The organism is Psychrobacter sp. PL19, from assembly GCF_017875835.1.
Classification (GTDB): Bacteria; Pseudomonadota; Gammaproteobacteria; order Pseudomonadales; family Moraxellaceae; genus Psychrobacter.
On sequence record NZ_JAGING010000001.1, the window covers coordinates 2,316,519 to 2,331,213 of the forward strand.

At 41.8% G+C, this 14,695-nt stretch carries 6 protein-coding genes; 2 read left to right on the plus strand and 4 right to left on the minus strand.

Annotated elements, in window-relative coordinates; all coding sequences use genetic code 11:
* Nucleotides 1-25: 25 nt before the first annotated feature.
* On the minus strand, nucleotides 26-1,003 hold the full coding sequence (locus H4W00_RS09260) for an OmpA family protein (protein WP_209957518.1): 978 nt from the start codon (nucleotides 1,001-1,003) through the stop codon (nucleotides 26-28).
* A gap of 1,459 nt (nucleotides 1,004-2,462) precedes the next feature.
* A complete protein-coding gene (locus tag H4W00_RS09265) occupies nucleotides 2,463-2,885 on the minus strand; it encodes a tetratricopeptide repeat protein (protein WP_209957520.1) in 423 nt (140 codons plus the stop codon).
* 386 nt (nucleotides 2,886-3,271) lie between these two features.
* Between H4W00_RS09265 and H4W00_RS09270 the strand changes: the two genes are divergently transcribed.
* Both H4W00_RS09270 and H4W00_RS09275 read left to right on the plus strand, forming a co-directional pair.
* Nucleotides 3,272-4,516: an amidohydrolase family protein gene (locus tag H4W00_RS09270; protein WP_209957522.1), complete on the plus strand. Its 1,245-nt coding sequence runs from the start codon at nucleotides 3,272-3,274 to the stop codon at nucleotides 4,514-4,516.
* A gap of 829 nt (nucleotides 4,517-5,345) precedes the next feature.
* Complete coding sequence (locus H4W00_RS09275) at nucleotides 5,346-5,591, plus strand: hypothetical protein (protein WP_209957524.1); 246 nt, start codon at nucleotides 5,346-5,348, stop codon at nucleotides 5,589-5,591.
* A gap of 397 nt (nucleotides 5,592-5,988) precedes the next feature.
* On the opposite strand, the gene H4W00_RS09280 is transcribed toward H4W00_RS09275, so the two are convergent.
* Both H4W00_RS09280 and H4W00_RS09285 read right to left on the minus strand, forming a co-directional pair.
* Complete coding sequence (locus H4W00_RS09280) at nucleotides 5,989-6,429, minus strand: outer membrane protein assembly factor BamE (RefSeq protein ID WP_209957526.1); 441 nt, start codon at nucleotides 6,427-6,429, stop codon at nucleotides 5,989-5,991.
* 82 nt (nucleotides 6,430-6,511) lie between these two features.
* Nucleotides 6,512-14,275: a YadA-like family protein gene (locus H4W00_RS09285; RefSeq protein WP_209957527.1), complete on the minus strand. Its 7,764-nt coding sequence runs from the start codon at nucleotides 14,273-14,275 to the stop codon at nucleotides 6,512-6,514.
* Nucleotides 14,276-14,695: the final 420 nt, after the last annotated feature.

The following is a 14,695-nucleotide window of genomic DNA, read 5'->3' on the forward strand; positions in this document are numbered from 1 at the left end:
CAATTATTGGAGGTTAATACGATTATCAATTGGTTAAGCGCTCTTCAACGACAGCGACTACACGTCTATTGATTCGTTGTCCTTCTGCATTATCATTACTTGCTCTCGGCTTTGATTCTCCATAACCAACCGCTTTTAAGCGCTCAGCTGCAATCCCAAAACGAGTGATTAACACCTCTTTTACGGCATCAACTCGTCGTTGCGATAAAGCTTGGTTATAGGTATCACTGCCGCGCTTGTCTGTATGACCTTCGACGGTAGTGGCTGTGTTTGGATACTGCATCATAAACTCTGCTAGTTCCGCTATTTTTATATAATATTCTGGCTGGACAACGGCTTTATCAGTTTCAAACAGCACTTCAAGATCAATAGTGACCCTTTCAGCTAAAATAGGAGGTTGTGGCTGTATCACTGGAGGCAGTACTACAGGTAACGAAGTAGCGATAGGAGCTGGACAGCTTGGAACTACCCGGCTGATTTGATGCGTTTGATAACGCTTATTAGCTAATAGCTGTAATGCACTATCAGACGTAATCTGCTCTAGTGTCCCCTTTCCTGTTTCGTCCATATCAATATAGAAAAAGTATGTTTGACCACCAACTAATTCATATATTTTTTTATCCGCTAATAAGTTGTTGTTTTTAAATCCAGTAGCATTTGCGCTAAGCTGATTGATACCAACACACGAGTTGACTACAGTATAATTTCCCGGATGCAGACTAACTTGAAACCTATTGTTAACCGCAATATTGGCGCTTGTTTGTTCAGGGTCACTATCGTTTTTTCGGACAAAAACTAACCTAGTATTATCAGTAGCCACTTGTTTTACTAATACAGCATTAATATCAATATCTACTTGGTTATTCCATACCACACTGCCGACACGGCGGGTGTCTCCATCGTTATCGATACCATCATTACCAGTGATAGCACATGCAGTAATACTAAATAAAATAATTGGCACTACAACAGTGGCGATAGTATTTTTAAATACCCTTTCCATAGTAAATTCCTGAATGATAGTTTGTAGAGTCACTCGTGGTTAAAAATAGTGGTTTTTTAATTAAATGTTATGGACAAGACACTCTTTGTTATATTGCTATGTTTTTTAAGTAAGCCCATAGAACATCTGAGAGAATTGCATTTACTTGAAAAATTAAATTTTTATTTTTATGAGTGTGTTTGAGGCATGTTGAACATTTGACCATAGCACTGACAGTGACTATCTTTTAGTCACTTCAAAGTCAAAAATATCTAGTTTAATAGCTCTCTTGCACAAGTCATCGTTAACCATTGAAACTCGGTTAATGGCAATCAATGGAATGGTATTTTTACAAAAGGTCTAGTCATTCTAAGCGGATAATTTTGGCAAAGTAGCGGCAAAAAAGAGTACTGTTTCCGTTTTAGAGGGTTGGGGCTGATGCTAAAACGGCTCCGTACCATGTAGCAACTTTAGCTGACGCAGCTGCATTATCATCGAGTTATCTGTTGTCTGGAACACAGCGCTCATTGACTGGCAGCAGTGCTTATTGATAAATATTTAACGCTCCCTAATATATTTTATACAATATAATATTGATGTGCTAGGCCAGCCATTCTACTTAATAGACCGTTCATCTTGTTTTATGTATAAAATAACTCTATACACTTACTTAGCTATAGTAATTCCAAAATAGGAGGGGTGCGCTATCTCCAAAATAGGTAAGGTGAAATGAAACGATGATTGACTCGGCAGATTCTAGAACGCAAGTGCTTAAATATCAGCCAAAAAAAAGACATTGATACACCCAAAAGCCTACGCGATCAAAAGAACGCAGTATCAAAGTCAGCTTAATGATTACATCGCTGAAGGCTATCCTGTGTTTTACATGGATTAGAGCGACTTTGAGTATGAGAGGCTATGCGCCGATAGGTTCACCTTGTATCGACAACTACAGCTTGCAGGGTTCAAGCTGAACCAATATGATTGGTGATTTGTACGAAAACACACTATTCGGGCTTAGTTACCTTGGGAGGGGATATCAATGGATATATATTATAAGACTGGTGCAAATGCACTCTCGTTCCAAGCCTGAAGACTAAACCCATGATGGTCATGGACGAGGATAAAGCAAAGCACTGCTTTGCCCGAGTGCAAGACGAGAGCTCTACTCAAGTGGGAGAAGAAATAGGCACAGGCTAAGTTTCTACGCCAAGGTTGGATAAATAATAGTTTGAATAAACTATTTTATAATATGGGCTGTATTTCTTTTATCTTAGATTAACGATAGCGGCACAACGGATTAACTGTTGCAACAAAAAATTGTAGATGAATATGTCGTTTGGTGTGCTGAAGATGGACTATAAGATTTAGTGGCATACAGTCTGAACCAAGCGAGATAATTTGCCACTAGCCCGCCACAATATTGGCAGCAAGGCATCAAGTCGATACCTTGCTCATTTATTTGAGCACTTACTTAATGTTATTCTGCCAATAGCTTAACCAGTAAATCATGTATTTCGTTCTTGAGTTCTTTATCTTCGATTTTATTAGCACTAATTTTCGCATTTTGTAGATTTTCAATAGCTGCCTCAGTTTGCCCTAATTCAACTTGCAATACCGCCATGGAAAAAGCAATTGAGGACATACAGTCTTTTGAATTAATCGCAATCGCTTTTTTTAGGGCTTTTTCGTAGATAATTAGCGCCTCATCTAATTCCTCTGTAAAGTCAGCCAGTGTCTCCCATTGTACGGGATGGTCTTTATCGGTGTTTTCGTTATCGCTGCATATAGTCTGTAACTCTACATAAAGTGCATCGAAAGCTTCTTGATTACGTCTATTGTTCGCCTCTAGCAGCTCTTCAGCTAAAATATAGACTGATTTATATATTTTGGTATTGATCATTACTCATTTCCTCTCTTTACTACTAATAAAATAACAACCAGTAAATGAACTTACTTGGCAGTGGAAAAGCTTAATCTAAGTAAGTTGACGGTGTCTGGCAATGCTTGACTAAGATAACGAGCGTAATATTAGTCTTATGGAGAGTTATCTCAAAGACTAAGACCAGATAAAAGCCGCTAACTATAACAGAGAGAGCCATGATTAACGCAGGAATAAACACCATAAGAGCTGAAATCTTTGCAAGGTGTCAATAACGACCAGCAGATAATAATCAGTTTTACTACCATACCAAACACATAAAATAAAACTATAGAGGCAATGACTCACTAGACAAAAAAGCCCAAATGGTACTTAATTGAGTACTAATGGACACGAGGGAGATAATGATGACTGATTTAATAATTAAAAATGCACGACTAAAAAGTCATAAAGGCTTGGTTAATATTAGTATAAAAGAAGCTCATATTACGGGCATTGATGTCGTTGAAGATAATAGTATTGATGATGACGTTATTTATGATGGCACTGTTTACGACGCAAAAGGTAATTTTGTCTGTTCTGGTTTTTATGAGAGTCACATACATCTCGATAAGGCCTGCATACTGGACCGCTGTAGCTTAGAGGAAGGCAATCTAGAAGAAGCGGTAGAAGAAACCGGTAAAGCCAAAAAAGAGTTTACTGAAGAAGATGTGTTTGAACGCGCATCAAGAGTCATAGAAATGGCCATTAAAAAAGGCACCGTTGGCCTGCGAACCTTCGTCGAAACAGATGCTAAAACTCAATTGCGCAGTTTTGAAGCTATAAAGAGAGTCCAAAAGAAGTATGCATTTGCGATTGATATAGAAATTTGTGCCTTTGCCCAGGATGGCTTGACCAATGCACCACAAACCTATGAACTGCTGCAACAAGCACTAGCACAGGGCGCGGATTTGGTAGGTGGTTGTCCGTACAAAGATGACCATCCAAACCAACATATCGAGATGATATTTGACTTAGCTGAGCAGTTTAATGTCAATGTTGATTTTCATCTAGATTTTGATTTAGATCCTGATAGCTCAACCATCCCAAAACTGGTAGAAGAAACCATCAAACGTAACTATCAGGGCCGTGTGTCTATTGGTCATGTCACCAAGCTTTCTGCTATGGATAAGATGCAGCGAAGAGCAATGGCAGGTTTACTGAAGTTTGCTAATATCTCCTTAACTGTGTTGCCGGCGACCGATATCTATCTAAATGGGCGTAACTATGATGCTTTGATACCTAGAGGTATGGTTAACGCCAATGAATTGGCAGAAATGGGCATTAATACCACTATTGCCAGTAACAATATTTTGAATGCATTCACGCCTTATGGTGATGCCTCATTGATTAGAATGGCAAATATGTATGCCAATATTGCTCAGCTATCTAAGGACACTGAAATGGCAGATGTTTTTGATATGATCAGCAAAAATGCAGCTAAATTACTGTCACACCAATCTGAGATAACAGTAGGTGCACCAGCTACCTTGGTAGTATTAGAAGCAAAGGATGAGATAGAGGCCATTAGAACCGCATCACAAGCAGTAGCAGGTTTTAAAAATGGTAAACAAACGTTTTACAATCACGCTGCTTATATTTGCTTTGAGTAACTCAAAAGTAAAAGCTGAAAAAATGAGGCTATTAGCGCAGCGGAATTGTTGGAACTGACTCAGTAGATGATAGCACAGTAGGTTTAGACCAGTTATTTTCTTACTTCCTCTTCGCACGCGTGACAGAGGCTGCGGAAAATTCATATCAGCGGCACTGTATCGTCTTTAAATTGGATTGACTGTACGTATTCTTAGAGGCTTTTATCGTCTCAAATCTTTAGCCATCAACGAGCATTATCCTAGCTGGCAGAGGTCCTAATGAAGGTCCATTCAAACCAAAAAGTTGAGATGTAAAGATAACTTGACGGTGTTACTATTATAATTATGGGCGGGATTACCAAGCCAGTTGCCCAAATTTAGATTTGGTGAAGTACCATTATGATATTTGTTAAAATTTATTATAAAACATTACTTTAGTTAACGTGTTGGACTTGTTTCTTTACCTGATCGAACACGCTTGTCGTATATAGAGCGTTATAAAAATTATTCCACTTTTATAAATATTATGTTATGTTTATAATCACAACACACAACCAATTAATAGTATATAAAAGATTTATTTTGTTGCTATATTATGGATGTAGACTACTATATCCATAATTACGGTTATATACTAACACTTTAGTAACACTAAAGAGTATAATGGAGCCTAACAAATATATAGCCATTGACAAACAACCCTATTGGCAAATAGCTAGCAATACTATTAATCACGTTAAATTAATACAATGGAATGGACGCTAGTGAGAGCAAACTGCTGTAATTATAAAAGGCTTTAGTATCTCGGGCCTGCTGTAGTTTCGATACAGTAAATGACAAGGAGCTCAAAATGCATAATATACTAACAGGTAGCGCTTTAACTCGCGCGATGCTAGAACGTGGTGACGAAAACATCTGGTGCGCTATAGATGATGATAGCGATGAACAAGCAATGACAGATCACGGCGGCAACGACTTTACAGCCCACATTATATCTTTTAGTGATGGTAAATTTTTCTGTACAGGCGGTATGCCTTGGATGTTTGCTGTACCCGTCAAGATAAGTGAAGCATTGCAATCTGACGTAGGATTATAAGCACCTCAAACGAAGGTAACGATAATAAAGTGCTATTACCTTTATTTATTGACTTACGGTAACTTCTAATATTACTAGGGCGTTGTTATTAACTATTATTAGGCGCAATGTAGAGATGCGTCGTTGAACTCATTTATAATTAAGAATCCCTTATCTAGGGATTTTTTATGTCTATATTTCAATATAACTTGGGAGGCGGAGTGCAAATAGAGATTTAATGCCACAACATCTAAAGTTGTTTTTATAGCCTATAGTGATTCAAATATCAGAAAATATTATAGGTATATATTCGTATTAAAAGCAGCTGTTAACACTGTTAATTTGAGCTTTAAGCCATAAAAAAGCAAGACATTAGATGTCTTGCTTTTTTATTTAAAACGTCACAATATTATTCAAACTAACGATCAGCCTGGGAATACTTCTGACATGATGCAGGCTGCCAATAGATCTCTGTGACAAAAAATTCATCACCAAGCAGTCTTCCTTCGTAGCTATTATCAAAAATAACTTTATAGCGGCAGGTCTCTATATTCTTATTTGCATTAGAGAATTTGAGAATATAATCCCATTCGCGGGCGTTAAACCCTTCTTGAAAGTGTGGCGTACCAATCAGCTCATAGATCTCACTTTTGGTAGTGCCGACCTTAATTTTGGCCACGTCGCTTTGGTCAACGAGTTTACCCGATTTTTGCCATGCCTTACTTTCATCAGGAAATATTAAGTCATTAGCATCAACTGATCCATACTGAGCGCCAGGACTTACGTGCCAAGTACAACCCGTTGCAGTTAACAGTAAAGCAGTAGCCAGTAGGCCATAACGGTATAGATGTAAATTCATTATGCGTTCCTTGATAGGTCTTGAGTGAATTGACAGCACCTATTTATTGAAAATAGACACTGTCATCTTACGTTTGATTAAATTAGAAATGGAAGCCTGCACCAATGGATCCACCAGCATTACCCTGGGTATCCGCAGTACCACTTACCTTCATCACCCAACGTCCGTTATCAGAAACTCTAGAGACACCAACCGCTACTGCGCTTTCACCATTATAAGTCGCGATACCGCCACCTACCATAGATCTACCTGCGATATTAGACTGTGGTAATGAAGACATTGCCATCGCTGCTGAGATACCAGCATTCGCATCATCTTCAACCTCACCAATTCTGTAGCCTAACTCGTTGACGCTATTACCAAGTCTCCTCTCCATACGACTTAACTGACCGAAGTTGACGGCGTCGTCAAGTTCTCTGCCATCAACAACACCCTTAATACCGGCTGCGGTCATATTTGGACCAGCGGCAGCGCCTGCGCTGTCTCTGAAACTTACACCTGTTTGATCAACGACCGTGCCATTTTTGCCTTCAGCATCAGTGGCAGAGAAGCCGTTTGCGCCATGGATGCTTCTGTTCTTGCCGTCAGTGACATCTGTGCCGGCACTGGTTGCGGTTGTTATGTTAGCGCCTGTAGCAATGGTTTGGCCAAGTGCTGTGATGTTATTGGCGTTGCCAGTAAGATCTGTTTGACTTGAACCTGTCGCACTATATTTAGTAGTATAATCACCGTTAGTAACGCTAGTACCAACAGCAGTGACTGTAGTTATATTACCTGCGCCATCATCAGCCTTGACGCTATCAACATTTAGGTTTTTAGAAGTAGATACACGATAATTAGTAGAGCCATCTCCGTTGGGTACTGAATCTACAACAATATTATCACCAGCGGTTACTGTGGTCTTAGCTGCCGCCGCTGTATTGACAGATTTGATTGCCTCATGAATACTACTTTTACCAGTATCGCCGATATTAGCGTTCGTGAAGTTACCAGTAGATGGGTTATAAACTGTAGTACCACCAATGATACCTGCGACACCAGCGCCTTGAGCATACAACTGACCGCCATTGATAGCATCTTTACTTCCTGTAGCAACAGAACCATCTGCAACGCCACTCAATACACGATCACCAGCTGTACCAGAGAAGTTTACGTTAGTACCACCTGTTGTACCACCTACAGTGATGTTGCCAGTACCAGTAGGATTTTGCCGAACGATGCCAGTGGTGCCATTAGTTAGATTATTGATAGCAGTAGTGTTATTTCCAATGTTGTTAGTGTTGGTGGTAGTACGACCATCCAGATTGCCCAGTGCATCGCCAACATTATTAAAGACGTCAGCCCCATTGTTCAGGGTATACGTTGGCGCAGTATAGACGTTAGTTGTTGCGTTATAAGTTGCCCCGCCGCCCAGCGCTGCCATATTGCCTGCAACATTGGTATTGGTTCTATTTAACTGACGACCATTGATAGCTTGCTGACTAGTCGAAGTGATATCACCATCTAATATATCAACGATTTTAGATTGATTGACGCTTAAGCCTCTAGCATCAGTGGTTAATACAGTATCATTGGTTCCGTCACCGATAGTCACTTGATTAACCGTAATGTCATCAGCAAGATCATAGTTAATACCGTTGTCGCTATTGGTTGTGACTAGGTTACCATCAGTGTTAGTGAAGTTAACGGTTTGACCAAGTTCGACATTATCAACAGTACTGCTACCACCTTTAATATTAAAGCCTTGATCAGCAGCAGCTTGTGCAGCTATTACATCTTGATTGGTCTGGAACAGCTGACGACCATTAATAGCTTGTTGGCTAGTAGAAGTGACATCACCGTCTGCTATATCAACGATTTTAGACTGATTGACACTTAAGCCTCTAACATCAGTATTCAGTAGAACGCTACCTAATTTAACACTACCGGTAGCACCTAAATCAAGATTCTTTTTGAGGTTGTATGTGATGTTGTTACCAGTTTTAGTGACTTGTAGATTGTTCTCACCAGCAGCGATACCGATGTCAACAACATCACCTGCTTTGACAGCAGCAGCACCATTACCATTGCTTTGTAAGGTAAAGCCTTGGTCTAATGCTGTGATTGCATCACCAACATTATTCTTAGATGCGCTATTTACCGTATACGTTGGCGCGCTAACCGTACCATTAGCATTGACACTTGAATTGCCACCGAAGTTATTAGCTACAGACTGTGCATTATTGAACAGCTGACGACCGTTGATAGCTTGTTGGCTACCAGCATTAACATTACCGTCTAATATATCAACGATTTTAGACTGATTGACACTTAAGCCTCTAGCATCAGTGGTTAATACAGTGTCGTTGGTTCCGTCGCCAATAGTCACTTGATTAACCGTAATATCATCAGCTAAGTCATAGTTCACACCATTATCGACAGTATTACTAACGACTAAGTTGCCATCAGTATTGGTGAAGTCGACCGTTTCACTAAGTTTGACGTTGTCTTTGGTTGTAACATTACTGTTAGTTGTGATGTTGAAGCCTTTACCCATGATTTGGTTCGTTTCAAAGAGCTGACTACCATTGATAGCTTGCTTACTGTTAGGACCTACTTTGCCGTCTTGAACGTTAGTAATTTTTTGACCACCCGCATTGATACCAGTAGATGTCACAGAAACTGTGCTGCCACCGAGAAAGGTTAGGCCATCAGAAGATATAAAAGTGTTACCTGCGGTCAAACCAGCAGCGTTTAGTACGTTAGGACCAACTGTCACACTATCAACGTCGATCTCTCTGTTTAAGCTGAAATCGATAATGTTGCCATTTTTCTCAACTAAGATATTAGTCTCACCAGTAACGGTACCGATGTCTACAGTTTCACTAGGTTGAATAGTGGTAGTGTCAGCGCTGTTGCTTTGTAACTTAAAGCCTTGGTTTAGGGCATCAATAGCTTCAGCAACGGTGCTTTGTGTTGTACCTGCAGTATTGCGCACGTTGTAAGTTGGCGCGCTAACCGTACCATCAGCGCTGACTACTGAACCGCCACCGAAGTTATTAGCTACAGACTGTGCATTATTGAACAGCTGGCTACCATTAATAGCTTGTTTGCTAAATTCACCGACATTACCGTCTGCTACATCAACGATTTTAGACTGATTGACACTCAAGCCTCTAACATCGGTAGTTAGTTTAGTGTCATTAGTGCCATTGCCAATAGTCACACTCTCTACAGTAATATCATCAGCTAGATCATAGTTGATCTTGTTATCAGTGTTAGTGACTACAAGGTTACTGTCAGTGTTAGTGAAGTCAACAGTTTCGCCTAGTTGGACATTATCTGCAGTACCACCTTGGGCGCTAATATTAAAGCCTTCACTGACTTTATTGTTAACTGCTTTAAGTTGGCTGACGTTCACCGCATCAGTATCTGCACCACCAGCGGCTACATTGGTCAATCGACGTTCATTACCAGCACTGCCGATACTCACTACATTGCTACCAGTTGATGTTCCTACCACAGTTGAGCCAGTAGGTGTAAAGCTTCCGACAGTAGAGGCAGTCACATCAGTGTTATTACCGATACCTACTGCACCATTTACACCAGTACCAATAGTGATGTTATTACCCAGTGCAAAGGATCTATTACCAGCGATTGTATTATTGTTACCTAGTGCAAAGGATCTGTTACCACTGATTATATTGTCGTTGCCCAATGTAGTGGACTTATTACCACTTATGTTATTGTCATTACCAATGGTAAAGGATTTATTACCAGCGATATTATTATCGTTGCCTAATGAATAGCTGTTATTACCTGTGATAACAGTCGGATCACCGATAGCACCAGAGTTATTGCCAGAGACCTCATTACCAGTACCGATACTGATACTAGATTTACCAGAGGCTATTGCGTTTTTACCCATTGCAATGGAGTTATCACCCGTTGCATCTGCCGTAGAACCGACACTAAGCGCGCCGTTGCCACTATCTTCGCGAACGATACCAGTTACACCATTGGTTAAGTCAGCAATCAGATCGTTAGTTGTATTTAACTGACTACCATTAATAGCTTGCTGACTGGTTTCATCAACACGGCCATCAGCGACACCTTTGATGGTATTGCCGCCGTTGAATAGACCGTCTTCAGTCAATCTAACAGGATTGCCGTTACCTTGAGTGCCACCAAGTACACTAATGCCAGCGTTATTTACAGTGGTTGCGCCAGTTTCGATACTACCAGTTGCGCCTAAGTCAACGTTCTCCGCAAGCTCTACAATCAGACCATTACTACCGTCATTGCTTACTGCGATATTGCCTGTAGTCAGATTACCTATCGCACCACCAGTGATATCTAGGCGTTGACCTAACTTACGAGTGATAGTAAGACCGTTATCACCTCTGAATTTTAAGCCTTGATCGATAACTTGGTTAGTCTCAAACAGCTGGCTACCATTAATAGCTTGTTTGCTAAATTCACCGACATTACCGTCTGCTACATCAACGATTTTAGAACCGTTAACACTAAAGCCTCTACCGTCACTATTGGTTAGCGAAGCATCACCTATTTTGAGGCTACCAGCGCTGCTTAGATCGATTTGGTTTTTTAGAGCAACTTTGATACCAGAACTATCAGCTGTCAAAGCAATATTATCACCTGTGATAAAGTTAGCAGTATTGTCATCCTTATCAAGGGTTTTAACAGTAACACCATCAATTTGAGTAATGACATTCTGCATAGCGCTGTCAGCTTTACCTAAGCTGTCTTTAGTGCCTTGACTTAGATCAACCGCATAGTCAGTCAAGTTGTTGGCATCAGTAGTAGAGGTTACTTCTAATGCAAGAGAGCCTGCCGAGGTTTTAGAGCCATTGGCATTGACAGTATAGATGTCTTGACCGTTAAGGCCCGTAGACTTCTCAACATCAGCGACGTTAGTACCTGCAACCACTTCTGTTCTTGCAGCAGCAGCAGAACCGGTAAGCTGGCTTAGGTTAACGGCGTCAGTTGGGTCAACACCGTTAGAGACCCGTGTGATTCTTCTGTTACCCGCATCGATACCAGATTTAGTAACACTTGGTCCATTAAGAATGTTGAGACCGTTGCTGCTGAGAGTAGCAGCGCCAGCGCCAGTAAGGCTACCGAATCGGCCACTAGCAAAAGTAAGACTGTTGCTATTTAAGGTAGCACTAGAACGACTTAATGGAGTAAACCCTATTTGTCTTACTATGGAAACGCCAGTATCGCTAACTGTAGTATTGACACTTAGTAGCCCATTTCTACCCATTCTCACGCTACCATTAGTGCCAAGATCAATGTCTTCAGCCAGTTTGACGGATAAGGTATCCGTACCATCAGCAGTTACGCTGATGTTTGTAGTTGCTGAGTTAGACGCAACTGTTCTACCACCTTTGACTTTGAGCGTTTGACCAAGCTTACGAGTAACTGGACTACCGTTATCACCAGCAAAAGTGAGGGGAGTCTGTACTGCAGTATTAAGAGCGTTCACAGCACCAGCGACAGTATCAACTGCTGATGTTGCTCCGGTAGCAGTATTAACTATTACATTATAAACAGGAGCAGTATAACTACCATTAACAGAGTCATAGCTACCACCAAGCGCGGCCATATTGCCTTGAGAAATAACTCTATTTTCTGTCACGTTACTGTTAGTGGTAAATAATTGGCTACCATTAACTGCATCAGTTGATGCTGCGTTTAGAGCACCTGCTGCCACATTAATAACCTGACGCTCGCCGCCATCAGAACCAACGCTGACTACACCAACTGCTTGGCCGGCACCGGTTTCAATTGTGAAAGCGCGATCGCTAGAACCGTTGCCCAGCACTACACTGTTATCTTGGCTTGTAACGACATCATTACCTAAAACAAAGGTGTTATCGTTATCAATAGTATTGTTGTTACCAATGGCATAACTACCGGTACCGCTAACTGAGTTAGGATCACCAAACGCACCTGAGTTGTCACCAGAGACTACGTTTCCAGTTCCAATAGCGATACTAGAAGTACCAAATGCTTTTGAGCCTGTGCCCATCGCAATCGAGTTCACGCCGAATGCTTTTGCACTCCGACCCTGTGCGATCGAACCGGACTGGGTCGCCTCAGAGAAATAGCCTTGCGCCGAGCTGAAGTTACCTGTTGCCTTGGCGTAAGTGCCTTGCGCAATTGACTGGCTTCCGAGTGCCTTCGCATTACTGCCCTGCGCAATCGATTGGTTTCCGGTCGCCTGTGCTCTGTTGCCTAATGCAATGTTGCTATCCTTGGTTGCCTCGGATCCGTCGCCGATGGCCACAGAGCTAGCACCCGTAGCCTTGGCTGTCTGACCAACAGCGGTGCTGTACTCGCCTTGAGCGCGAGAGTTCACACCCATCGCAGTTGCACCGTACTGATCCGCTCGTGCACCAAAACCAACCGCAGTAGCTGAACCAGCAAACGCTTGTGCTGCTGAACCCAGAGCAGTTGACGAATCATCTGTAGCTTCAGAACCTTTACCTAAAGCAACGGAGTTCGCACCCGTAGCCTTGGCTGTCTGACCAACAGCGGTGCTGTACTCGCCTTGAGCGCGAGAGTTCACACCCATCGCAGTTGCACCGTACTGATCCGCTCGTGCACCAAAACCAACCGCAGTAGCTGAACTAGCAAACGCTTGTGCTGCTGAACCCAGAGCAGTTGACGAATCATCTGTAGCTTCAGAACCTTTACCTAAAGCAACGGAGTTCGCACCCGTAGCCTTGGCTGTCTGACCAACAGCGGTGCTGTACTCGCCTTGAGCGCGAGAGTTCACACCCATCGCAGTTGCACCGTACTGATCCGCTCGTGCGCCAAAACCAACCGCAGTAGCTGAACCAGCAAACGCTTGTGCTGCTGAACCCAGAGCAGTTGACGAATCATCTGTAGCTTCAGAACCTTTACCTAAAGCAACGGAGTTCGCACCTGTAGCCTTGGCTGTCTGACCAACAGCGGTGCTGTACTCGCCTTGAGCGCGAGAGTTCACACCCATCGCAGTTGCACCGTACTGATCCGCTCGTGCACCAAAACCAACCGCAGTAGCTGAACCAGCAAACGCTTGTGCTGCTGAACCCAGAGCAGTTGACTCAGGACCCATAGCAGACGCATCGGTACCCATAGCAACCGCGCGATTAGCCGTAGCAGTCGCACCAATACCAGCTGCCATTGCATCAACGCCAGTCGCACCGTCGTTGTTGTAGTTACCTGCAGTTGCATCTGTACTGTTGACACTGTAGAAATGTGTCTTGTTAGCGTCAATTGCGTTATTCAAGTCAGTTACGTTGACTGCATTCTTAGCGTTGGTCAACAATTTAACGTTACCCGCGCTTGCTAACTCAGTAATCTGCTTGCCGTCGTTATTAATACCTGCACCTGAAATCGTAACTCCAGAAATTGCAGCATTTCCATTAGCTGGAGGAGCTGCACCAAAATTAGCACTAGTAAGACCCGTTAGATCTTTAGCCAATTTGATGGTTAGAGTGTTGGTGAAGCCAGTATCCGTTCCGACCACGCCAATATTGTTATTCGTCAGATTGGCAAGAGTACTCTCGCCACCTTTAACGTTTAGATCACCGTATAAACCAGTAAAAACGTTACCACCAATATCACCCTCATATTCGTTAGCTGCTGTCGCCTGCATACTCAGACCAGATGCAGCCAGTCCTGCACATATAGCACTTACGCGCAATAATCGTGCGCCTGTCGATACCGCTGCTGAGGCGCTAGAGCTAGAACTCACTGCGCCACTTGAGGACTTGCCCCGACTCTTGGCATATTCTGCAACTGCCATAAAGCAGTTCAAAGAGGCATTCCATATAACTTTATAATTGCGGTTCATAACGTGTACTCCCTTACAAATTTATGAGATATAGAAAATAAAATCCATGTAACAGAGAGTCGAAATAACAAAATAAAACAGGCTATAAGTTTATATGACTGAAAGTTTTTTGCTAAAATGTAACAGTTACTAGCGTTTGAGAAACAAGAACGTTCAGTCTTGTAAGTCTATGACCACTCTCTATATATTCATATTACCGGATATATAGAGAGTGTAACAATACTTTTTAGCCATATTTACTACCGTTCGTCGGAATATATGCTAAAAAATGAATATATTAGACATATTTGTACTGCAAACCGCAAATATATTACTAATTTTTATCAACTTACCGATATCAAAGTTAAAAAATCCTTCATTACTCAGGCATAAATGCATTAGTAAAAAATGATGTTTCTTACATTTTGATATACTATTTAG